This is a genomic window from Starkeya sp. ORNL1 (assembly GCF_012971745.1).
GTDB lineage: Bacteria > Pseudomonadota > Alphaproteobacteria > Rhizobiales > Xanthobacteraceae > Ancylobacter.
Map to the genome: position 1 here is coordinate 605,002 of NZ_CP048834.1, position 20,957 is coordinate 625,958.

A 20,957-nucleotide genomic window follows, 5' to 3' on the forward strand; every position below is an offset into this window, starting at 1 on the left:
CAGGCAGGCGTGATGCTGAAGCGGGGGCGGCGGCGAGGAGCGCGGGAATTGGCAGGACAGGATTTGGCGACGACAGACCGGATGCGCCCGGTGCGGCTCTGGCTCTATGCGATTGCTGCGCTCATCGTGCTGATGGTGGTGGTCGGCGGCGCGACGCGCCTGACCGAATCCGGTCTCTCCATCACCGAATGGAAGCCGGTGACCGGCATGCTGCCGCCGCTGTCGGATGCCGCCTGGCAGGCCGAATTCCAGAAGTACCAGCAGATCCCGCAATATCAGATCCTAAACAAGGGCATGAGTCTCAGCGAATTCCGCACCATCTTCTGGTGGGAATGGGCACATCGGTTGCTCGGTCGCCTGATCGGCTTCGTGTTCCTACTGCCGTTCCTGTTCTTCGCGTGGCGCGGCCTGATCGGCCGCGCGCTCGGCTGGCGGCTCGCCGGCCTGTTCGTGCTCGGCGGACTGCAGGGCGCGGTCGGCTGGTGGATGGTCTCCTCAGGCCTCGCCACCCGCGTCGATGTCAGCCAGTACCGCCTCGCCATCCACCTGACGCTGGCGTGCACCATTCTTGTCGCCACGCTCATCGTTGCCGATGGATTGCGCCCGCGTGCCGGGTCCGAGCCCGAGTGCGGGCGGGTGCGCGGTCTTGGCATCGCGCTGCCGGTGCTGGTGCTGGTGCAGATCTTCCTGGGCGGGCTAGTGGCCGGCCTCGATGCCGGCCTCACCTTCACCACCTGGCCGCTGATGGACGGGCACTTCATCCCGCCGCTGGAGCAGTTGCTGGTGCAGCAGCCGGCGTGGCGGAATTTCTTCGAGAATGCGATGACCGTGCAGTTCGACCACCGCATGGTCGCCTATGCGCTGTGGGGGCTCACGCTGCTGCACTGGCTGGATGCACGGCGCTTCGGCGGGCCGGCGGAGCGGCGGGCGCTGCTGCTGTTCGGCCTTGTCACGGCGCAGGCCTTCCTCGGCATCATGACGCTGATCCACCAGGTGCCGATCGACATCGCACTGACGCACCAGTTCGGCGCGACCATCGTGCTGATCGCCGCGACCATCCACGCGGCGCGGCTGGCTCGAAGAGGGGCTCTGCTTGAGCATCCTTCGAGGCTCGCTGCGCGAGCACCTCAGGATGAGGTAGCTCTTTCAAGATCAACCTCATCCTGAGGTGCCCGGCAACGCCGGGCCTCGAAGGATGTTCAAACAGCGCGACATTCGCGCTGCCGGCTACTCCGCCGCTTCGGAGCGGCGCTTCATCGGCCGGCGGGCCAGCACCCCGGCGAGGAAGCGGCCGGTGTGGCTGCGCTTCTCCTTGGCGATCGCCTCCGGCGGGCCGGCCGCGACAATCTCGCCGCCGCCATCGCCGCCTTCGGGGCCGAGATCGATCACCCAGTCCGCGGTCTTGATGACTTCGAGATTGTGCTCGATCACCACCACCGTATTGCCCTGCTCCACCAGTTCGTGGAGCACCTCCATGAGCTTGGCGACGTCGTGGAAATGCAGGCCAGTGGTCGGCTCGTCGAGGATATAGAGCGTGCGCCCGGTGGCGCGGCGCGACAGCTCCTTCGACAGCTTCACCCGCTGCGCCTCGCCGCCGGACAGCGTATTGGCCTGCTGGCCGACATGGATATAGCCGAGGCCGACGCGTGACAGCGTCTCCAGCTTCTCGCGCACCGCCGGCACCGCCTTGAAGAACTCGGCGCCCTCGTCGACCGTCATGTCGAGCACGTCGGCGATCGACTTGTTCTTGAAGGTGACCTCCAGCGTCTCGCGATTGTAGCGCTTGCCCTTGCAGACATCGCATGTGACGTAGACGTCGGGCAGGAAGTGCATCTCGATCTTGATGACGCCGTCGCCCTGGCAGGCCTCGCAGCGTCCGCCCTTCACATTGAAGGAGAAACGCCCCGGGCCGTAACCGCGCGCCTTGGCCTCCGGCAGCCCGGAGAACCATTCGCGGATCGGAGTGAAGGCGCCGGTATAGGTCGCCGGGTTCGACCGCGGGGTGCGCCCGATCGGCGACTGGTCGATATCGATCACCTTGTCGAGATGCTCCAGCCCCTCGATGCGATCATGTGGCGCGGGCGGATCGGAGGCACCGTTCAGCCGGCGGGCCACCGCCTTGTAGAGCGTGTCGACCAGCAGGGTCGACTTGCCGCCGCCGGAGACACCGGTGACCGCAGTGAACAGGCCGAGCGGTATCTCGGCGCTGACGTCCTTCAGATTGTTGCCGCGCGCGCCGATCACCTTGAGCATGCGCTTGGTGTTCGGCTTGCGCCGCTTCGGCACCGGCACGCTCATCTCTCCGGTGAGGTATTTGCCGGTGAGCGAGTCCGGATGGGCCAGGATGTCCGCCGGCGTGCCCTGCGCCACGATCTGGCCGCCATGCACGCCGGCGCCGGGGCCGACATCGACCACATAGTCGGCAGCGAGCACGGCGTCCTCATCATGCTCGACCACGATCACGGTGTTGCCGAGGTCGCGCAGCCGCCGGAGCGTGCCGAGCAGGCGCTCATTGTCGCGCTGGTGCAGGCCGATCGAGGGCTCGTCCAGCACATAGAGCACGCCCGTCAGGCCGGAGCCGATCTGGCTGGCGAGACGGATGCGCTGGCTCTCGCCGCCGGACAGCGTGCCGGAGCCGCGGGCGAGGGTGAGGTAATCCAGCCCGACATCGAGCAGGAAGGCGAGGCGCTCGCGTATCTCCTTCAGGATGCGCACCGCGATCTCGTTCTGCTTGTCGGTGAGCTGGCCGGGCAGCGCGCCGAACCACTCGAGCGCCCCGCGCACAGAGAGCCGCGCGGCTTCACCGATATGGCTGCCGGCGATCTTCACGGCCAGCGCCTCGGGTTTCAGCCGGTAGCCATGGCAGGCGGCGCAGGGCACCGCGGAGAAATACTTGCCGATTTCCTCGCGCGCCCAGTCGCTCTCGGTCTCGCGCCAGCGCCGCTCGAGATTGGTGATGATGCCCTCGAAGGTCTTCGAGGTCTCGTAGGCGCGCATCCCGTCATCATAGACGAAGCGCACCGCGTCCGAGCCCGAGCCGTAGAGAATGACGTTGCGCGCCTTCTCCGGCAGTTCGTTCCACGCTGTGGTCAGCTTGAAGCCGTAATGGCGGGAGAGCGCGTCGAGCGTCTGGCCGTAATAGGGCGAGGTCGACTTGGCCCAGGGCGCCAGCGCGCCCTGCTTCAAGGTGCGCGACTTGTCCGGCACCACCAGTTCGGGATCGATCTTGCTTTCATGGCCGAGGCCGTCGCACACCGGGCAGGCGCCGAACGGATTGTTGAACGAGAACAGCCGCGGCTCGATCTCTGAAATGGTGAAGCCGGAGACCGGGCAGGCGAACTTCTCCGAGAACAATATGCGCCTGGGCGAGCCGTCCGCCTCGGTTTCGTCGGCATACTCCATCACAGCGATACCGTCGGCGAGGCCGAGCGCCGTCTCCAGCGAATCCGCGAGGCGACCGGCAATGTCGGCGCGCACCACGAGGCGGTCCACCACCACGTCGATGTCGTGCTTCAGCTTCTTGTCGAGCGCCGGGGCGTCGGCGATCTCGTGGAAGGTGCCGTCGATCTTGACGCGCTGGAAGCCCTTCTTCTGGAACTCGGCGAGTTCCTTGCGGTATTCGCCCTTGCGCCCGCGCACCACCGGCGCCAGCAGGAACAGCCGGGTCTTCTCCGGCAGCGCCAGCACGCGGTCGACCATCTGGCTGACCGTCTGGCTCTCGATCGGCAGGCCCGTGGCCGGCGAATAGGGCACGCCGACCCGCGCCCAGAGCAGGCGCATATAGTCATAGATCTCGGTGACGGTGCCGACCGTAGAGCGCGGATTCTTCGAGGTGGTCTTCTGCTCGATGGAGATGGCCGGCGAGAGGCCGTCGATCTGGTCGACGTCCGGCTTCTGCATCATCTCCAGGAACTGGCGGGCATAAGCCGAGAGGCTTTCCACATAGCGGCGCTGGCCTTCGGCATAGATGGTGTCGAAGGCAAGCGACGACTTGCCGGAGCCGGAGAGGCCGGTGAAGACGACAAGGCTGTCGCGGGGGATTTCGAGGTCGACATTCTTGAGATTGTGCTCGCGCGCGCCGCGGATCGAGATCACGCGGGCATCGCGGCGGGGAGTGTCCACGCGATCCTTCATTCCGGTCTTTCCTGGGCTCTTCGTTCGGCTCGGCAGATTCTTCATTCCGGCTCGACAGATGGGCCGGACCCGTTCAGGGCATGGCAATGAACTTCGAGACGTCGTAGCGGAAGCTGCGCCGCCCGCTTCACGTTCCGTCGAACTCGCTCATCGCCGTCGAGCCCACAAGATAGTCATCCTGCTGCGCCGCGTCATCACCGCCCGGCCGGCGAATCTCATCCCGGACGCCGGAAGACCGGCTTGCGCCCCATTAAGCACGATGCTAGGAACAGAACAAGAACGATCTTGATCGCCGTTTTCCGTCGCGCGCGCGGGCTCTCGTTGCCCGTGGTGCGGCCGGCGAAGTTGGGTGTGGAAAAGGACGCTGCGGCGGGTCTCGCGCCGGTCGTGGTCGTCTAGGATGGCGGCTCTTGTGGCGCATGGCGCCGACGGTTTGGAGGACGAGATGGCGGGCAGCGTCAACAAGGTGATACTGGTCGGTAATCTCGGCCGCGATCCGGAAGTGCGGACCTTCCAGAATGGTGGGCGGGTGTGCAATCTGCGCATCGCCACGTCCGAGACCTGGAAGGACAAGGCGTCGGGCGAGCGGCGCGAGCGCACCGAATGGCACAGCGTGGTGATCTTCAACGAGAACCTGCTGCGCATCGCCGAGCAGTATCTGCGCAAGGGCACCAAGGTCTATATCGAGGGCCAGCTTGAGACCCGCAAGGCGACCGACCAGTCCGGCGGCGAGCGCTATTTCACCGAAGTCGTGCTGCGCCAGTTCCGCGGCGAACTGACCATCCTCGACAGCAAGGGCGGCAGTTCGGAGTCCGGTGACGACTATTCCAGCGGCGGCGATTTCGGCTCGTCGGGCAGCGGCTTCGGCGGCGGCTCCTCAGGGGGAGGGCGCTCCTCCGGCGGCGAACGCAAGCCCGCGGCGGCCGTCAGCGGTGGTGGCGGCTCACGCTTCGGCGGTGGAAGCAGCGGCGGCGACCTGGATGACGAGATCCCGTTCTGAGCGGTTTGTTCCAAAGGGCGACGCCCTCCCGAGGCCGGCCTCAGGACAAGCCACGTCATCCTGAGGTGCTCGGGCGCAGCCCGAGCCTCGAAGGATGTTGAAGCAGAAGACGGTCATCGGGTGCGTCGTTATCCGGTCAGAAACGCCGCGCGTATCCCGTCCATGACGAACTGCACCGCCAGCGCGGTCAGCACCACGCCGAGCAGGCGAGTGAGGATGGCGTTGCCGGTAACGCCGAGCAGGCGGTTCATGCGCTCGGCAGCGAGATAGACGGCAAGGCACGCGGCCACCACCAAGGCGGTGATGACGAACAGCCCGGCGAGCCGCGTCGGATCGCCCTTGGCCTCGCCGGCCAGCAGCATCATCGCGGTGATGGCGCCAGGCCCCGCCATCAGCGGAATGGCGAGCGGGAACACCGAGAGGTGGTGGAGATGGTGCTCGCGCATCATCGCCTCGGCGTTCTCGCTCTTGCGCTCGGTGCGCCGGCCAAACACCATCTCGAAGGAGATGGCGAACAGCAGCAGGCCACCGGCGATGCGGAAGGCGGGGAGGGTGATGCCGAGCGCCGCCAGGAGCGGCGCGCCGATGGCGCCGAACATCGCCAATATGCCGAGTGCGATGATCGAGGAACGCCACGCGACGCGGCGGCGCTCTTCCGTGGACAGGCCGCTCGTAACGGCCAGGAAGATCGGCGCGAGGCCGGGCGGGTCGAGCACGACCAGCATGGTCACCGCCGCCGAGACGAAATAGTCGAGCATGGTCGCGCCTTCGGATGGTCCGCCGCTTCCCAACGGTCCTGGATCGAGCACCTGATGGTAAGCGTTATGCGCGGGAGAAATATACCGCTGATATCAATTGCGGATCGGGCGGAAAGCATCGGTGCGATGTCTGCAACCACCGGGTCGGCCACGTCGCGGGAACACGCTTTTTGGATGGTAATATAAGGCCGTTTCGCCACGCTTCCGCCACGTTCCGACGAAGCCGTCAAAACATTCTCATAACATATTGATTTAACAGGACTTCTTGAACCCTCGAAACGACCCCTGCGCTGGCGTGCCGTGGCGGAATCGGCTAGAGAGAGCCGACGTTTCGTAGCTTTGGAAAGTACCCTCCGTGTCCGAATCCGACGCCAGCAATCCAGGGGAAGGTGGTCCCTCGGACATCCGGCCTGTCTCGATCACCGACGAGCTGTCGCGCAGCTATCTCGATTACGCCATGAGCGTGATCGTCTCGCGCGCGCTGCCCGACGTGCGCGACGGTCTCAAGCCGGTGCACCGGCGCATCCTGTTCTCGATGCGCGAGAACAACTACACGCCTGACCGCGCCTACAACAAATCCGCCCGCGTCACCGGCGACACGATGGGTAAGTACCATCCGCACGGCAACCAGGCGATCTATGACGCGCTGGTGCGTCTCGCGCAGGAATTCTCCATGCGCCTGCCGCTGATCGACGGCCAGGGCAATTTCGGCTCGGTGGATGGCGATCCGCCGGCGGCCGAACGCTACACCGAGGTGCGGCTGGCGCGTCCGGCCATGGCGCTGCTCGACGACCTCGACAAGGACACGGTCGACTTCCAGGACAATTATGACGGGCGCGAGCAGGAGCCGACCGTGCTCCCCGCCCGCTTCCCGAACCTGCTGGTCAATGGCGCCGGCGGCATCGCGGTGGGCATGGCCACCAATATCCCGCCGCACAATCTCGGCGAGGTGGTCGATGCCTGCATTGCCCTGATCGACGAGCCGGACATGGAGATCGAGCGGCTGCTCGACCTCATCCCCGGCCCGGATTTCCCGACCGGCGCCCTGATCCTCGGCCGCAGCGGCATCCGCCAAGCATACCTCACCGGCCGCGGCTCGGTCGTCATGCGCGCGCGCGCTACCATCGAGACGACGCGGCGCGAGCGCGAAGCCATCATCATCACCGAGATTCCCTATCAGGTGAACAAGGCGACGATGATCGAGCGCATGGCCGAGCTGGTGCGCGAAAAGCGCCTCGAAGGCATCGCCGAGATTCGCGACGAGAGCTCGCGCGAGGGGATGCGCGTCGTCATCGAGATCAAGCGCGACGCGCAGGCTGACGTCGTGCTGAACAATCTCTACCGCATGACGGCGCTGCAGACCTCGTTCGGCGCCAATATGGTGGCGCTGAACGGCGGCAAGCCGGCGCTGATGACGCTGCACGACCTGCTGACCGCCTTCGTCGCCTTCCGCGAGGAGGTGATTAGCCGGCGGACGAAATTCCTGCTGCGCAAGGCGCGCGACCGGGCCCACGTGCTGGTCGGCCTCGCCATCGCAGTGGCGAACATCGATGAGGTGATCCGCACCATCCGCACCTCGCCGGACCCGGCGACCGCGCGCGATTTGCTGATGGCGCGGCATTGGCCGGCCCATGACGTCGCGCCGCTGATCGTGCTGATCGACGATCCGCGCCACCGCATCGCCGAGGACGGCACCTATCGGCTTTCCGCGGAACAGGCGCGGGCGATCCTCGATCTGCGCCTGCAGCGCCTCACCGCGCTCGGGCGCGACGAGATCGCCGACGAACTCGACAAGATCGCGGTGGAGATCCGCGAATATCTGGAGATCCTGGCCAGCCGGGCGCGCATCCGCAGCATCGTCAAGGACGAACTGCTTGCGGTGAAGACCGATTTCAATACCCCGCGCCGTACCGAGATCGTCGAGGCCGAAGGCGATTTCGAGGACGAAGACCTCATCGCTCGCGAGGATATGGTCGTCACCGTCTCGCACGCCGGCTATGTGAAGCGCGTGCCGCTCTCGACCTATCGGGCGCAGCGCCGCGGCGGCAAGGGCCGTGCGGCGATGCAGACCCGCGACGAGGATTTCGTTACCCGGCTGTTCGTCGCCTCGACGCACGCCCCGGTGCTGTTCTTCTCGTCCAAGGGGCAGGTCTACAAGCTGAAGGTGTGGCGCCTGCCCATCGCCGCGCCGCAGGCGCGCGGCAAGGCGCTGGTCAACATCCTGCCGCTCGATGCAGACGAGCGCATCACCTCGATCATGGCGCTGCCGGACGAGGAGGTGTGGAGCGGGCTGCAGATCATGTTCGCCACCACCGGCGGCACGGTGCGGCGCAACGAGCTGTCCGACTTCACCAATGTGAACCGCAACGGCAAGATCGCGATGAAGCTGGAGGAGGGCGAGGCAATCGCCGACGTCCAGCTCTGCAGCACCGCCGACGATGTCTTGCTGACCACGGCCCATGGCCAGTGCATCCGCTTCCCGACCACCGAAGTGCGCGTGTTCAAGGGACGCGATTCCATGGGCGTGCGCGGCATCGCGCTGGAAGGCGACGACCGGGTGATCGCGATGTCGATCATCCGCCATGTCGAGGCCAACTCCGAGGAGCGCGCCGGCTACATCAAGATGGCCAATGCCGTGCGCCGCAGCCAGAGCGGCGCGGAGAACGGTGTCGAAGAGGTCATCGAGACGGATACGGAAGAAGAGGGCGGGGCCGAGGGCGGCGGCTTGTCGGCGTCGATCGACCAGGCGCGCTATGTCGAGATGGGCGCGGCCGAGCAGTTCATCCTCACCCTCTCGGAGAATGGCTACGGCAAGCGGTCTTCGTCCTTCGAGTACCGCATCACCCGTCGTGGCGGCAAAGGCATCGTCGCCATGGCGGTGAATGACCGCAACGGGCCGCTGGTGGCGTCCTTCCCGGTGGAGGAGAGCGACCAGATCATGCTGGTGACCGACGGCGGCCAGCTCATACGCTGCCCGGTGAACGGCATCCGCATTGTCGGGCGCGGCAGCCAGGGTGTCATCGTCTTCGATACCGCCGACGACGAGAAGGTGGTCTCGGTCGAACGCGTTACCGAGGAAGAAGACTCCGAGGCTGGCGAAGCGGCGGACGAGGCCGCGCCGGAGTAAGCGGCGCGGCCCACATGCTGCAACTTTAATTTGTAGCGCGACGGAACCCGGAGGCGGCCAATCGGTTTGGCCGTCCGTAACGGGGACGTTGTCCGATGCCGACCGTGCTCAATACCACCGTGCCAAAGGTGCCTTTGTGGGGTCACGCCGGCGCGCGCCTGCCTTTGCTGGACGACGAGGCGGCCGCGATCAAGCTGGCCGTGTCGCACCTCACCTTTCGCTATGGGCAATTCACGGCGCTGAAGGGCGTCAGCGTACCCATCGCCGCCAACAAGGTCACCGCCTTCATCGGCCCGTCCGGCTGCGGGAAATCCACGCTTTTGCGCGCGCTCAACCGCATGCACGACCTCTATCCGGACCAGCAGGTCGAGGGCGAGGTCTGGATGGGCGGCGAGAACATTCTCGATCCGTCGGTCGACGTGCTCACGCTACGCCGGCGCATCGGCATGGTGATGCAGCGGCCCACCCCGTTCCCGATGTCGATCTACGACAATGTGGCGTTCGGCATGCGCCTGAATGAGGAACTCGACCACTCGGAGCTGGATGAACGCGTCGAGATGGCGCTGCGCCGTGCCGTGCTCTGGGATGAGGTGCGCAACATTCTGCGCCGGAGCGCGCTCAGCCTCTCCGGCGGCCAGCAGCAGCGCCTGTGCATCGCCCGGACCATAGCGGTCAGGCCGGAGGTGATCCTGCTCGACGAACCGTGTTCGGCGCTCGATCCGATCTCCACGGCGCGGGTGGAGGAGACCGTCGAGGAGCTGAAGAGCGACAGCACGGTGGTGATCGTCACCCACAACATGCAGCAGGCGGCGCGGATTTCCGACTACACCGCCTTCCTGTATCTGGGCGAACTGGTGGAGTTCGGCCCCACCGGGCGGATCTTCGCCAATCCGCGCGACGCCCGTACCGATCGCTACGTCACCGGCCGGATGGGGTAGAGCATCTCCCCATCAGATGGAATCATCCGATCGAAGAGGAGTTGCTCCAGCGTATTGAATCTAGAGCACTCATCTGTCGTTCGGATGTTTCCAACCGAATGGAAAGGGCTCTAGAGGCGGTCAGGCGCGCCCGTCAAGAATACCGGCCACCACGGCGCCGGCCTTTTCGCAATCGGCGCGGCTGACGTCGAGATGCGTCACCATGCGCAGCATGCGCGGGCCGAAGGCGAGCAGCAGCACGCCCTGCTGCCTGGCGCGGGCGATCACCTCGGCATCGGGCGGCGCCTCTGGGCGGGTACGGAACACCACGATGTTGCTCTGGACGGTCGCGAGGTCGAAATCGGCGTTGCGGGCGCCGCTAATGTGCTCGCCGATCAGCCGCGCATTGGCGTGGTCCTCGGCCAGGCGCTCCATGTGGTGGTCGAGTGCATAGAGTCCGGCGCCGGCCAGGATGCCGGCCTGGCGCATGGCGCCGCCGAACAGCCGCCGCTGCCGGCGCGCAGCCACCATGTCCTCGCTGTTGCCGGCGATGACACTGCCGACCGGACAACCCAGCCCCTTGGAAAGCGCGATGCTGGCCATGCGAAACGGCGCCGCCAGCTCGCGCGGGGTCTTGCCGGTCGCTACCGCCGCATTGAACAGCCGGGCGCCGTCGAGATAGGTGGTCATGCCGAGCTCGCCGGCCGTGACGCACACGTCTTCGACCAGTGTTTGTGGGAACACCACGCCGCCGCCGCGATTATGAGTGTTCTCGATCACCACCAGCGTGGTCGCCGGAAACACCATGTGGCCGCGCGGCTTGAAGGCGCCGCGCAGTTCGTCCGCGGTAAAGATGCCACTGGTGCCGAGCGCGATGATCTGCACGCCGGCATTGGCCGAGGCGCCGCCCGCCTCGTGCCAGAGCAGGTGGGCCTCACCACCGGTGATGACCTCCTCGCCCGGCCGGGTCAGCACCTTCACGGCGATCTGGTTGGCCATGGTGCCGCTCGGCACGAACACCGCGGCCTCTTTGCCGAGCAACTCGGCGATGCGGGCCTCCAGCGCATTGACCGAGACGTCCTCGCCATATTGGTCGTCGCCGACCGGAGCGTTGGCCATGGCCTGGCGCATGGCGTCGGTCGGGCGGGTGAGGGTGTCGGAACGCAGATCGATCAGACGGTCGGCCACGGGCGCTTCCTCGGCTTGTGGGACGGCGCCGTTCTAGCGGTACGGAGCCGGCGCGCCAATCGCCGTCCGCCGATTGTCATGGCGAGCAGCGATATTGCGAGGAATCGCGGTCGTGGCTAACGCATGGGCATGTCCATGGAGCGGCGAAATGCGGTTACTCCTCTGTCTGGTGCTGCTGGCCGGCATGTTCGCGACATCGGCAGGCGCGACCGACGCCGTCGGCTTCCGCCGCCTGCGCATAAATGATCCGGTCCGGCCGCTCGGTGCCGTGATCGCGCTCGATCTCGGCTTGGCCCGCGGCTTCGATCCCGACAGCCTTGCCCATTTCACCGTTCCGGTGCTGGTGATCGCCGCCGGCAATTCGGGCGAGAATATCCCGGCAGCAATGGAATCCGGCTACCTCGCCGCGCATTTGCCGAAATCGACGACGCGCTTCGTCACCGCTTCCCGCGCCGCGCATTTCAGCTTCCTGCCGCTCTGCAAGCCGGGCGCTGTCGCGCTGCTGGAGACCGACAAGCCCGGCGACGGCATGGTCTGCCGTGACGGCGAAGAGGGGCGCCGCGCTGGCGTGCACCAGGAGACCATTGCGGAGGTGATCCGCTTCCTCGCGGCGCCGCCGAATTAGAGCGCAGAAGCGGGCAAGCTTGCGCACAAGCCATTCCGCAGCTAACCCTTGCGCGCACACAAAGCAGCAGCCCGAGGCACGCCCGCAGGCATGAGCGCACGCATCGCCTTCTATCCCGGCTCGTTCGATCCACCCACCAACGGCCATGTGGAGGTCGCGCGCGCGGCCGCGCGCCTCGCCGACCGGCTGGTGGTCGGGGTCGGGGTGCATCCCGGCAAGGCGCCGATCTTCAACGCGCCCGAGCGGCTCGACATGCTGCGCGAGGTGTTCACCCCCGTCGCCGCCGAGGCCGGCGCCGCGCTCGACTGCGTGACCTTCGACGATCTGGTGGTCGACGCCGCCCGGCGCGAAGGCGCCAGGCTGCTGATCCGCGGGCTGCGCGACGGCACCGACCTTGACTACGAGATGCAGATGGCCGGCATGAATGCCGTGCTGGCTCCGGACGTGCAGACCGTGTTCCTGCCGGCTTCCCCCATTGCCCGTCCCATCACTGCAACCCTTGTGCGGCAGATCGCGGCGATGGGAGGAGACGTTTCCGCATTCGTGCCGCCCGCGGTTCTCGTGCGGCTGCGCGAACGTTTCGGCCGCGGAACTTGATTGCCGGGTGATGCCTGATCGCCGCGCACTATCTGATCCGCTGCGGGCGAGGCGCCCGCGATCCGCTCAACGGAGTTTTCCATGTTCCGACGCCTGATGACCGCCGCGACCCTGCTGCTCGCCCTCGCTCTGCCGGCGGCCGCACAGACCAAGAAGCCGGATCCGCAGAACACCATCATTATGCAGACGACCAAGGGCCCGGTCGTCATCGCGCTGCGCCCGGACATCGCGCCGAAGCATGCCGAGCGCATCAAGCAGCTCACCCGCGAGGGCTTCTATGACAATGTGCCGTTCCACCGCGTGATCGAGGGCTTCATGGCCCAGACCGGTGACGGCGAATTCGGCAACGGCACCGGCGGCTCCAAGCATCCGGACCTGCCGGCCGAATTCTCCAAGGTGCCGTTCAAGCGCGGCACTCTGGGCATGGCGCGCGCGTCCTCCCCGGACAGCGCCAATTCGCAGTTCTTCATCTGCTTCGGCGACGCCTCGTTCCTGAACGGCCAGTACACCGTCATCGGCGAGGTGATCTCGGGCATGGAGAATGTCGACAAGATCAAGCGTGGCGAGCCGGTGGTTAACCCCGACAAGATCGTGTCGATGAAGGTCCAGGCGGACGTGAAGTAACGCCGCGGCGACCGACCTAAATCAAAGGAGAACAAGATGAGCGATGCAGAGAACACGCTGGTGCTGGAGACCACGCAGGGCCCGGTGAAGATCAAGATGCGCCCGGACCTCGCTCCCGGCCACGTCGCCCGTATCACCACGCTGGTCAATGACGGCTTCTATGACGGGGTGGTGTTCCATCGCGTGATCGAGGGCTTCATGGCACAGACCGGCGATCCCACCGGCACCGGCCGCGGCGGCTCGGGCGTGAAGCTCAAGGCCGAGTTCAACAAGGGCCGCCACCAGCGCGGCACCGTCTCCATGGCCCGTGCGCAGGATCCGAACTCCGGCGACAGCCAGTTCTTCATCTGCTTCGGCGACGCCTCCTTCCTCGACGGCCAGTACACCGTTTGGGGCGAGGTGATCGAAGGCATGGAGAATGTCGACAAGATCAAGCGCGGCGAGCCGGTGCAGAACCCCGACAAGATCGTCTCCGCCAAGATGGCGGCGTGATCGGAATCATAATTTAAGTCGTCATCCCGGAACGGCCGCCAGGCCGTATCCGGGATCGCGAACGAAATTGGTGGGGAGGGGAAGTCCATCCTTCCCAAATTCCCTCATGGCCGGGCTCGACCCGGCCATCCAGGAGGCCAGGCGCCGCGCCGGCGGTTCTGGATCCCCGGGTCAAGCCTGGGGATGAGGGCTTACTGGAAATCTAGATGCGCGTCGACCTGTTTGATTTCGAGCTGCCGCCGGAGCGGATCGCGCTCAGGCCGGTCTCGCCGCGCGATGCCGCGCGCCTGCTGGTGGTGCGGCCCGGTGCCCAGCCGGAACTCACCGACGCCCAGGTCCACGACCTTCCCGACCTCCTGAACCCCGGCGACGCTCTCGTCGTCAACGACACCCGCGTAGTGCCGGCGCGGCTGAACGGCGTGCGCCGCCGCGAGATCGGCGAGGGGGTGAGGGTCGAGGCGATGCTGCACAAGCGCATCTCCGCCGATACCTGGCTGGCATTGGCCCGGCCGGCCAAGCGACTGGCAATCGGCGACCGCATCCGCTTCGGCGGGGAAGGGGACGCCTGCCTGCTCGGCACCCTCGACGCCACCGTGGACGAAAAGGGCGAAGGCGGCGAGATTCGCCTGCGTTTCGATTTTACCGGCGCCGCGCTCGATGAGGCGGTCGCCACGGTCGGGCACATCCCGCTGCCGCCTTATATCGCGGCCAGGCGACCGGACGATGCGCAGGATCGCGCCGATTACCAGACCATGTTCGCCCATGAGGAAGGCTCGGTCGCGGCGCCGACCGCCGGCCTGCATTTCACGCCCGAGCTGGTGACGCGGCTGGAGGCGCGCGGCATCGCCACCCACCGTGTGACGCTGCACGTCGGTGCCGGCACTTTCCTGCCGGTGAAGTCCGACGACACCTCTGGCCACCGCATGCACGCCGAATGGGGCGAGGTCTCCGCCGAGGCCGCCACCGCGCTGAACACGGTGAAGGCGGCCGGCGGGCGCATCGTCACCGTCGGTACCACGGCGACGCGGCTGCTGGAGAGCGCGGCATCCGATGATGGGCAGCTCACGGCGTGGCGCGGCGAGACCGACATCTTCATCACGCCCGGCTACCGCTTCCGCTTCATTGGCGGCATGCTGACCAACTTCCATCTGCCGCGCTCGACCCTGGTGATGCTGGTCGCCGCCTTCATCGGCCATGATGTGCAGAAGCTCGCCTATGCCCATGCCATCGCGAGCGATTACCGCTTCTATTCCTATGGCGATGCCTGCCTTCTGCTGCCATAAGCCCCGGCCATGAGCGACATCTTCCATTTCAGCCTGAAGGCAACCGACGGCGCTGCTCGCCTCGGCGAGATCTCGACGCCGCGCGGCACCATCCGCACCCCCGCCTTCATGCCGGTCGGCACCGCCGGCACGGTGAAGGGCATGTATCCCGAGCAGGTGCGTGCGCTTGGCGCCGACATCATCCTCGGCAACACCTATCACCTGATGCTGCGTCCGGGCGCCGAGCGGGTGGTGGCGCTCGGCGGGCTCCATGAATTCGCGCGCTGGCCGCACCCGATCCTCACCGATTCCGGCGGCTTCCAGGTGATGTCGCTGGCGGCGCTGCGCAAGCTTACTGAGCAGGGCGTGACCTTCCGCTCGCACATTGACGGTGCCTATTACGAGCTGACGCCGGAGCGCTCGGTCGAGATCCAGGGCCTGCTGGGCGCGGACATCCAGATGCAGCTCGACGAATGCGTGCGGCTGCCGGCGACGCCGGAGGAGATTGCCCGCGCGCTCAGGCTCTCATTGCGCTGGGCGGAGCGCTCCAGGCGAGCCTTCGAGGCGCAGCCGGCGGGAAGGGCGCTGTTCGGCATCGTGCAGGGCGGCGATGATCCCGAACTGCGCGTGGAGTCGGCGCGTGGCCTCGTCGACATCGGCTTCCAGGGCTACTCGATCGGCGGCCTCGCCGTCGGCGAGCCGCAGGAGGTGATGCTGCGCATGATCGAGACGGTAGCGCCGATCCTGCCCACCGAGCGCCCGCGCTATCTGATGGGTGTGGGCACGCCGGACGACATCGTTGAATCGGTGGCGCGCGGCGTCGACATGTTCGATTGCGTGATGCCGACCCGCGCCGGGCGGCATGCGCTCGCCTTCACCCGCTTCGGCCGCATCAACCTGAAGAATGCGCGCCACGCCGACGATCCGCGCCCGCTGGATGAGGCCAGCGATTGCCCGGCGGCGCGCGACTATAGCCGCGCCTATCTGCACCATCTTGTCCGCTGCGACGAGATGCTGGGCTCTATGCTGCTGACCTGGGTGAACCTTGCCTATTACCAGAGCCTGATGGCCGGCATCCGCGCCGCGATCGACGAAGGCCGGTTCGAGAGCTTCAAGGCAGAGGTGCAGGAAGGCTGGGCGCGCGGGGACATCCCCGCGCGGTAGTCTAGTTCCATCAGGACCACGTCATCCTGAGCTGCGAGCGAAGCGAGCCTCGAAGGATGCTCGCTCCAAACTGCCTCAACCCTTCAGCTTCGTCGCGATGGTCGCGACGTGGCGGCCCTGGTAGCGGGCGCCTTCAAGCTCCACGGCCGAGGGGAAGCGGGCGCCGTCGCCGCCGGTGATGGTGGAGGCGCCATAGGGCGAGCCGCCCTTGATCTCGTCGAGGCCCATCTGCCCCTGGAAAGCGTAGGGCAGGCCGACAACGATCATGCCCTGGTGCAGCAGGGTCGGGATGAATGTCAGGATGGTCGATTCCTGGCCGCCATGCTGGGTGGCGGACGAGGTGAACACCGAGCCGACCTTGCCGACCAGCGCGCCGCTCATCCACAGGCCGCCGGTCTGGTCCATGAAGCTGCGCAGCTGCGAGGTCACATTGCCGAAGCGGGTGCCAGAGCCGAAAATGATGGCGTCATAGTCCTTGAGGTCATCGACAGTGGCGACCGGAGCCGCCTGGTCGAGCTTGAAGCCGGATTTCTCGGCGACCTCGCGCGACACGATCTCCGGCACACGCTTCACATCGACTTGCGCACCGGCCTCGCGCGCGCCTTCAGCGACCGCGTTCGCCATCGCCTCGATATGCCCATAGGCCGAATAATAGAGAACGAGAACCTTCGCCATTTTGCCAACTCCTCGAAGCGCTTGGCGTCGGCTGCTGCCGTCCGCCGGTTTCGAGCGAGAAGGTAGTCGGGCGGCCGGCGCAACGAAAGGCGCAAGGTCGGCAGACCGATCTTGCATGAATGCAACGCAGAATGGCTTGGAGTGTAGAGCGGTTCGGATGGACGGCCAGAGGATGGGTTCGGGCGCTTGCCATCCGCCGGTGAACCGCTTAATCCCCACCGCGTGAGAGCCCGTAGCTCAGCCGGTAGAGCACGTGACTTTTAATCATGGGGTCTCGGGTTCGAATCCCGACGGGCTCACCACTTTACCCCACTAAATCAACGCCTTAGACGTGGCTCTTTTTTGGAGCGCGTCTTCGCGTCTCTGGGGTCACGCAGGGGTCATTTGGCATGTCCGGCACGGCGACCGCGTTCAACGAGACGGCCGGGGTCGTCGGACTGCTGATGTCGATCCTGGTCTGGGTGAATTCCTATATGGCGTACCTGTAGGCGCCAAGCGGTGAGGGCGGATCGCTTGTCGCCTCAGAATATCGCCAGCGGATTCACCTCACCGCCCGTGGCACCCTTGAACCGCCAGGGAGCGGCGCTCAGGAAGAAGCTCCAGCGCTTCTCCTGCGCGCAAGCGGCTGCAAGCCCGTCAAGCTCGGTATGATCAAGCAGCGTCATGCCCATGAACGGTATCGCGACCATGTGCATAGGTTCGGTCCAGCGGGGGAAGTCCGGACGCGGCGGGTGAACGTCGCTGTCGGAATCGCTGCTGAGCACCGCCACGCCGCGCTCGCGTAGCCACGGCAGGCAGGCAGCGTGAAGCCCGGTACCGAGCCTGTAAGTGTTGCGCGCTCCTGCGCCGTTGCGCACAAACAGGATGTCGCCTTCCTGGACGCGAACGTCATGCAGCTTTTCGGCGGCGTCGAGATCCGCGGGCATGATGGTCGATCCGGGCGGCAGTGGGCCGCCGCGCACTTCTGCGACGTCAAGCAGGACTCCCCGGCCGACGATGCCGTTGGCGCCGACATGTTCTATGCCGAGCTTCCGTGTTCCGTCCGGCGTGACGTTGTCGATCGGATAGCCGTTGTACATGCCGCGCCGGCCTTCAGGCGTGAAGATGTGGCACAGAGCGTCCACATGGGTGACGGCGAACCCATGGCACGTCATGGCTACGATGTCGTAGCAGCCGGCCTCTTCGGGAAGCGGATCCTCATAGCGGATCATCTTGTAGGAGAAGTTCCGCAATTCGGGGGTGGTCGGAGCGATTTCCCGGCCGAGCGGGACCACGCGTCCGGCGCGGATCAGCGCTGCCGCGGCAAGCCGCCGTTCGGCGGTGATGAGGTTCAATGTACCCAGTTGGTCGTCCGGACCCCATCGCCCCCAATTGGACAGTGCCGGGAGCGCCCGTTCGAGGTCCGCGTCAGTGACTATCGGAGGCGCAGGGCCCGCAGCGCCAGCCGCCGGGGCGACTGAGCCGGCGCTTGCAGCGGTTGCAAGAGCCGCCGCGCGGTGCAGCAGGTCCCGGCGGGAGAGCCCGGGTGCCGCATGATCGTTTGTTGGATGTCCGGCCATACGACTCCCCGATCTGCAATGCAGCACGAAAGTCTTCAACCGGAAGGTAGCACGGCAATTGCGGGGCTGGCCGTAGAAATTACCGCCGCAGATGCTGACCGCAGATCAGACAGTCTCCTACCAGCCTAAGGCGACACCAGATAATGCTGGCCCCATTCGGTCTTCGGAATGGGCTCGCCGAGCGCGTACTGGAACGACTTGATCTCGAGCCCGTCGTCGCTGGTCTCGCAGACATAGGACAGGTGATACCAGGTGTCGCCGCTGCGGATCGCGGCGCCCGGTGCCTTGACCACGGCGCCTTTGACAGCGGTGTCGTGGTACGCGTAGGCCACGAGTTCGTCGGGGTGCAGTGGCTTGTGCTCGCGCCCGACGACACCCATGCCGCGGGCATTGCAGCGTTGCTCGACGCGGAAGGTCGGGTCGAGCGAGAGCATCTGCGCATCATCCGGCTTGCGAGCTTCTGCGGGGCAAGCGGCGACGACCAGGAGCGCTAGGGCGAGGAGGTGCGGTTTCAAGGCGATTCTCGCGAGTCCGTGACAGACGGCGTTCTGTTTCCATCAATGCGGCGGCGAGGGCAAACGCCGCGCGTACGACTTTGGTAATAAATCCGCGAGCGGAACGCGCCGTCGGCTGGGCCGTTATCCCTGACCAAAGGTGAGTGAGTGCAGGGAGCCTTGCGATGAATCGCAGCCACGCGATGGAACGCCTGAAGGCTGACGCCAGCGGCAATACCGGGCTCAGCCACGTGCTGACGGAGGCGGTGCCGGGGTTCGCCTCGCCGGAAGACGCGGTGAACTTCCTTGCCGCGCGCGGCTTCGAGGTCTCTGCCCGCGATCTGGTCGAGGCGGCCGCGGACGAGGCCCGGGACGAGACGCCGGTCGGCGAGGGCGAGGGAGGTTATGGCGCGCTGATGCGCTTCATCATCGTCCGCTAGCCCGGATCCGGAAGGTGAAAGCCGAGGCGGACTTCGTCTCGGCTTCGAGTATGTGTCCGCTCTGAAGCACGAGGGCAGGAATGTCGATCACCGACATCGGGTCGGTGCATTCCACTTCGATCAGCGTTCCCGCGCTCGCGCGCTCCAGCGCCCGCCTGGTGTGCAAGGCGGGCAGCGGGCATTTGAGGCCTCGGAGGTCGAGGCGCACGTTTCGCTCGGACATATGCGATCTCCGGAGCGAGCGCTTAGACGCCCCGGAGAACGGGCGCAAGCTTGACAGGCGCTACCGCTGCGGGAGATGTCCGGACGGATCGTCATTCAACCGTCGCAGGCTCGTCATGCGCATCATCGGTTTCGCGGGCTGGAGCGGGGCGGGGAAGACCACCCTGCTCGATGATTTGATTCCCGCTTTGGTACGGCGCGGTGTTCGGGTATCCACCATCAAGCACGCGCATCACGAATTCGACGTCGACAAGCCGGGCAAGGATTCGCACCGCCACCGCATGGCCGGCGCGACCGAGGTGCTGGTCTCCTCGATGAACCGCTGGGCGCTGATCCATGAATTGCGCGGCGCTCCCGAAGCCGACCTGCCGGAACTGCTGGCCCACCTCGCTCCGGTCGATCTCGTGCTGGTGGAGGGCTTCAAGCGCAACCGGCATCCCAAGATCGAGATCTGGCGCGCCGAGGTCGGCAAGCCGTTCCTCCACCCGGACGATCCCTTCATCGTGGGCATCGCATCCGACGCCGCGATCGCAGATGCGCCGCTGCCGGTGATCGACCTCAATGATGCCGAGGCACTGGCGGATTTCGTGATGATCCACGCCGCGCCGGCCGGCGACGTCGATTGGCTCACCGAGGCGGATCAGGCGTTCGGGTAGTGGGCGAGGGTGCGCTCGGCCTCGGTGAGGTCCGCGGGCGTGTTGACGTTGAAGAACGGGTCATAGGGCTCCGTCGGCCATTCCACGCCGACCGCCCCGATCAGATCGGCGAAGCGCCCGGCGCGGCGTTCGCCGCTTTCCAGCAAATGCCGCAGCGGGCCGCGCGACGACACCCGCCATAGCCCGACCACCGGATGGCTGCGTTCGCCGGACGCCGCAATGGCGGCCGGGGCGGGACCGCGCCCGGCCAGTAGGCGCGGTGCAAGGTCCGGCGGCAGGAACGGGCAATCGCCCGGCGCGGCGAGTACCCACTCGGCGCCCGGCCGATGCGCGGCGGCATGGTCGAGACCAGCGAGCAGGCCGGCGAGTGGGCCGGGATTGTCCGGCATCGCGTCCGGCACCACGGTGAGCGTGCTGCCGAAGCGCGCGGCATCGCCATTGGCGTTGAGCAGCAGGGTTTCCACTTGCGGCGCCAGCCGGTCAGTCACCCGTTGCAGAATGGTGCGGCCAGCGAGAGCGGCCAGCGCCTTGTCGCCGCCGCCCATGCGTCGCGACAGCCCGCCGGCGAGGATCAATCCGACAATGCCTGCCATGTCACCCCGTCGGCCGCGTGAGGATGAAGGCGGCGACGGCGACGAAGAACACGCCGGTCACCACCAGGAGCGGCAGCGAGAGCCCCATCAGCACCAGTATGCTGAAGCTGAACACCATGCTGCCGGCGGAGAAATATTGCGCCGAGCGCGGAATGGCGCCATTCGCCCGCCACGCCACCACTGCCGGCCCGAGTTGGGGATGGCCGAGCAGCCAGGCCTCGAAGCGCGGCGAGGAGCGCGAGAACAGCCAGGCGGCGATGATGAGGAACACCGTTCCGGGCATCATCGGGGTGAAGATGCCGATGATGCCAAGCCCCACGCACACCCAGCCGAGCGCAAACAGCAGCCAGCGGCCCGGTGCGATGGCGGACAGGGGTTTGTCGCGAGTATCGGTCATGTCGTCCGGGATATACGCCTTACGTGGCGGGAT

At 66.4% G+C, this 20,957-nt stretch carries 21 protein-coding genes and 1 tRNA gene; 13 read left to right on the forward strand and 9 right to left on the reverse strand.

The window, feature by feature from the left end; all coding sequences use genetic code 11:
• Positions 1-81 precede the first annotated feature (81 nt).
• Entirely contained in the window at positions 82-1,167 is a 1,086-nt protein-coding gene (locus G3545_RS02970) for a COX15/CtaA family protein (RefSeq protein ID WP_170017873.1), read from the forward strand.
• 60 nt (positions 1,168-1,227) lie between these two features.
• On the opposite strand, the gene uvrA is transcribed toward G3545_RS02970, so the two are convergent.
• Entirely contained in the window at positions 1,228-4,134 is a 2,907-nt protein-coding gene (gene uvrA, locus G3545_RS02975; RefSeq protein WP_170009699.1) for an excinuclease ABC subunit UvrA, read from the reverse strand.
• Positions 4,135-4,579: 445 nt separating this feature from the next.
• On the opposite strand from uvrA, the gene ssb reads away from it, so the two are divergent.
• Positions 4,580-5,134: a single-stranded DNA-binding protein gene (gene ssb, locus G3545_RS02980; protein WP_170009702.1), complete on the forward strand. Its 555-nt coding sequence runs from the start codon at positions 4,580-4,582 to the stop codon at positions 5,132-5,134.
• 128 nt (positions 5,135-5,262) lie between these two features.
• On the opposite strand, the gene G3545_RS02985 is transcribed toward ssb, so the two are convergent.
• The gene (locus G3545_RS02985) at positions 5,263-5,892 is read right to left on the reverse strand and encodes a MarC family protein (protein ID WP_170009704.1); all 630 of its coding nucleotides are present in this window, start codon (positions 5,890-5,892) and stop codon (positions 5,263-5,265) included.
• 355 nt (positions 5,893-6,247) lie between these two features.
• Here G3545_RS02985 and gyrA point away from each other — a divergent pair, with 355 nt between their 5' ends.
• Together gyrA and pstB are read left to right on the forward strand one after the other, a co-directional pair.
• Positions 6,248-9,019, forward strand: a complete 2,772-nt coding sequence (gene gyrA, locus G3545_RS02990; protein WP_170009706.1) for a DNA gyrase subunit A — start codon at positions 6,248-6,250, stop codon at positions 9,017-9,019.
• Between the two features lie 95 nt (positions 9,020-9,114).
• Positions 9,115-9,957 (forward strand): phosphate ABC transporter ATP-binding protein PstB, encoded by an 843-nt coding sequence (pstB, locus tag G3545_RS02995; protein ID WP_170009708.1) that lies wholly within the window; start codon positions 9,115-9,117, stop codon positions 9,955-9,957.
• Positions 9,958-10,077: 120 nt separating this feature from the next.
• Here pstB and G3545_RS03000 read toward each other — a convergent pair whose 3' ends face one another.
• Positions 10,078-11,124, reverse strand: a complete 1,047-nt coding sequence (locus G3545_RS03000) for a GntG family PLP-dependent aldolase (RefSeq protein ID WP_170009710.1) — start codon at positions 11,122-11,124, stop codon at positions 10,078-10,080.
• A gap of 148 nt (positions 11,125-11,272) precedes the next feature.
• Here G3545_RS03000 and G3545_RS03005 point away from each other — a divergent pair, with 148 nt between their 5' ends.
• From G3545_RS03005 to tgt, 6 genes are all read left to right on the forward strand, one after another.
• On the forward strand, positions 11,273-11,749 hold the full coding sequence (locus tag G3545_RS03005) for a hypothetical protein (RefSeq protein WP_170009712.1): 477 nt from the start codon (positions 11,273-11,275) through the stop codon (positions 11,747-11,749).
• 90 nt (positions 11,750-11,839) lie between these two features.
• On the forward strand, positions 11,840-12,346 hold the full coding sequence (coaD, locus tag G3545_RS03010) for a pantetheine-phosphate adenylyltransferase (RefSeq protein WP_170009714.1): 507 nt from the start codon (positions 11,840-11,842) through the stop codon (positions 12,344-12,346).
• 81 nt (positions 12,347-12,427) lie between these two features.
• Complete coding sequence (locus G3545_RS03015; RefSeq protein ID WP_170009716.1) at positions 12,428-12,970, forward strand: peptidylprolyl isomerase; 543 nt, start codon at positions 12,428-12,430, stop codon at positions 12,968-12,970.
• A 36-nt stretch (positions 12,971-13,006) separates the two neighbouring features.
• Positions 13,007-13,462 (forward strand): peptidylprolyl isomerase, encoded by a 456-nt coding sequence (locus tag G3545_RS03020; protein ID WP_170009718.1) that lies wholly within the window; start codon positions 13,007-13,009, stop codon positions 13,460-13,462.
• Positions 13,463-13,668: 206 nt separating this feature from the next.
• Positions 13,669-14,745 carry a tRNA preQ1(34) S-adenosylmethionine ribosyltransferase-isomerase QueA gene (gene queA, locus G3545_RS03025; RefSeq protein WP_170009720.1) on the forward strand — a complete coding sequence of 359 codons (1,077 nt, stop codon included), beginning with the start codon at positions 13,669-13,671 and terminating at the stop codon, positions 14,743-14,745.
• Positions 14,746-14,754: 9 nt separating this feature from the next.
• The gene (gene tgt / locus G3545_RS03030; protein WP_170009722.1) at positions 14,755-15,888 is read left to right on the forward strand and encodes a tRNA guanosine(34) transglycosylase Tgt; all 1,134 of its coding nucleotides are present in this window, start codon (positions 14,755-14,757) and stop codon (positions 15,886-15,888) included.
• A 75-nt stretch (positions 15,889-15,963) separates the two neighbouring features.
• Here the strand turns inward: tgt and wrbA are convergent, their stop codons facing one another.
• Entirely contained in the window at positions 15,964-16,563 is a 600-nt protein-coding gene (gene wrbA, locus G3545_RS03035) for an NAD(P)H:quinone oxidoreductase (protein WP_170009724.1), read from the reverse strand.
• A 226-nt stretch (positions 16,564-16,789) separates the two neighbouring features.
• Between wrbA and G3545_RS03040 the strand changes: the two genes are divergently transcribed.
• Positions 16,790-16,865, forward strand: a tRNA-Lys gene (locus G3545_RS03040).
• A 219-nt stretch (positions 16,866-17,084) separates the two neighbouring features.
• On the opposite strand, the gene G3545_RS03050 is transcribed toward G3545_RS03040, so the two are convergent.
• Positions 17,085-17,897 carry a cyclase family protein gene (locus tag G3545_RS03050; protein WP_170009726.1) on the reverse strand — a complete coding sequence of 271 codons (813 nt, stop codon included), beginning with the start codon at positions 17,895-17,897 and terminating at the stop codon, positions 17,085-17,087.
• A gap of 350 nt (positions 17,898-18,247) precedes the next feature.
• A complete protein-coding gene (locus G3545_RS03055; protein ID WP_246702667.1) occupies positions 18,248-18,637 on the reverse strand; it encodes a DUF930 domain-containing protein in 390 nt (129 codons plus the stop codon).
• A gap of 164 nt (positions 18,638-18,801) precedes the next feature.
• On the opposite strand from G3545_RS03055, the gene G3545_RS03060 reads away from it, so the two are divergent.
• Positions 18,802-19,056: a hypothetical protein gene (locus tag G3545_RS03060; protein ID WP_170009728.1), complete on the forward strand. Its 255-nt coding sequence runs from the start codon at positions 18,802-18,804 to the stop codon at positions 19,054-19,056.
• Here the strand turns inward: G3545_RS03060 and G3545_RS03065 are convergent.
• The gene (locus G3545_RS03065) at positions 19,043-19,279 is read right to left on the reverse strand and encodes a sulfurtransferase TusA family protein (protein WP_170009730.1); all 237 of its coding nucleotides are present in this window, start codon (positions 19,277-19,279) and stop codon (positions 19,043-19,045) included. The two genes, G3545_RS03060 and G3545_RS03065, sit on opposite strands and share 14 nt — an antisense overlap.
• Before the next feature lie 115 nt (positions 19,280-19,394).
• Between G3545_RS03065 and mobB the strand changes: the two genes are divergently transcribed.
• On the forward strand, positions 19,395-19,934 hold the full coding sequence (gene mobB, locus G3545_RS03070; RefSeq protein ID WP_170009732.1) for a molybdopterin-guanine dinucleotide biosynthesis protein B: 540 nt from the start codon (positions 19,395-19,397) through the stop codon (positions 19,932-19,934).
• Here mobB and mobA read toward each other — a convergent pair.
• Positions 19,919-20,527: a molybdenum cofactor guanylyltransferase MobA gene (mobA, locus tag G3545_RS03075; RefSeq protein WP_170009734.1), complete on the reverse strand. Its 609-nt coding sequence runs from the start codon at positions 20,525-20,527 to the stop codon at positions 19,919-19,921. The two genes, mobB and mobA, sit on opposite strands and share 16 nt — an antisense overlap.
• 1 nt (position 20,528) lies before the next feature.
• Positions 20,529-20,924 (reverse strand): YbaN family protein, encoded by a 396-nt coding sequence (locus G3545_RS03080; protein WP_170009736.1) that lies wholly within the window; start codon positions 20,922-20,924, stop codon positions 20,529-20,531.
• Positions 20,925-20,957 lie beyond the last annotated feature (33 nt).

What these genes read in the sequence shown, in the direction of transcription:
- pstB (WP_170009708.1), top strand. Translation starts at nt 9,115, where the DNA reads ATGCCGACCGTGCTCAATACCACCGTGCCAAAGGTGCCTTTGTGGGGT.
- G3545_RS03080 (WP_170009736.1), bottom strand. Translation starts at nt 20,924, where the DNA reads ATGACCGATACTCGCGACAAACCCCTGTCCGCCATCGCACCGGGCCGC.
- G3545_RS03005 (WP_170009712.1), top strand. Translation starts at nt 11,273, where the DNA reads ATGCGGTTACTCCTCTGTCTGGTGCTGCTGGCCGGCATGTTCGCGACA.
- wrbA (WP_170009724.1), bottom strand. Translation starts at nt 16,563, where the DNA reads ATGGCGAAGGTTCTCGTTCTCTATTATTCGGCCTATGGGCATATCGAG.
- G3545_RS02970 (WP_170017873.1), top strand. Translation starts at nt 82, where the DNA reads ATGCGCCCGGTGCGGCTCTGGCTCTATGCGATTGCTGCGCTCATCGTG.
- queA (WP_170009720.1), top strand. Translation starts at nt 13,669, where the DNA reads ATGCGCGTCGACCTGTTTGATTTCGAGCTGCCGCCGGAGCGGATCGCG.
- G3545_RS03015 (WP_170009716.1), top strand. Translation starts at nt 12,428, where the DNA reads ATGTTCCGACGCCTGATGACCGCCGCGACCCTGCTGCTCGCCCTCGCT.
- tgt (WP_170009722.1), top strand. Translation starts at nt 14,755, where the DNA reads ATGAGCGACATCTTCCATTTCAGCCTGAAGGCAACCGACGGCGCTGCT.
- G3545_RS03065 (WP_170009730.1), bottom strand. Translation starts at nt 19,279, where the DNA reads ATGTCCGAGCGAAACGTGCGCCTCGACCTCCGAGGCCTCAAATGCCCG.
- mobA (WP_170009734.1), bottom strand. Translation starts at nt 20,527, where the DNA reads ATGGCAGGCATTGTCGGATTGATCCTCGCCGGCGGGCTGTCGCGACGC.
- coaD (WP_170009714.1), top strand. Translation starts at nt 11,840, where the DNA reads ATGAGCGCACGCATCGCCTTCTATCCCGGCTCGTTCGATCCACCCACC.
- uvrA (WP_170009699.1), bottom strand. Translation starts at nt 4,134, where the DNA reads ATGAAGGATCGCGTGGACACTCCCCGCCGCGATGCCCGCGTGATCTCG.
- G3545_RS03020 (WP_170009718.1), top strand. Translation starts at nt 13,007, where the DNA reads ATGAGCGATGCAGAGAACACGCTGGTGCTGGAGACCACGCAGGGCCCG.
- G3545_RS02985 (WP_170009704.1), bottom strand. Translation starts at nt 5,892, where the DNA reads ATGCTCGACTATTTCGTCTCGGCGGCGGTGACCATGCTGGTCGTGCTC.
- mobB (WP_170009732.1), top strand. Translation starts at nt 19,395, where the DNA reads ATGCGCATCATCGGTTTCGCGGGCTGGAGCGGGGCGGGGAAGACCACC.
- ssb (WP_170009702.1), top strand. Translation starts at nt 4,580, where the DNA reads ATGGCGGGCAGCGTCAACAAGGTGATACTGGTCGGTAATCTCGGCCGC.
- G3545_RS03060 (WP_170009728.1), top strand. Translation starts at nt 18,802, where the DNA reads ATGAATCGCAGCCACGCGATGGAACGCCTGAAGGCTGACGCCAGCGGC.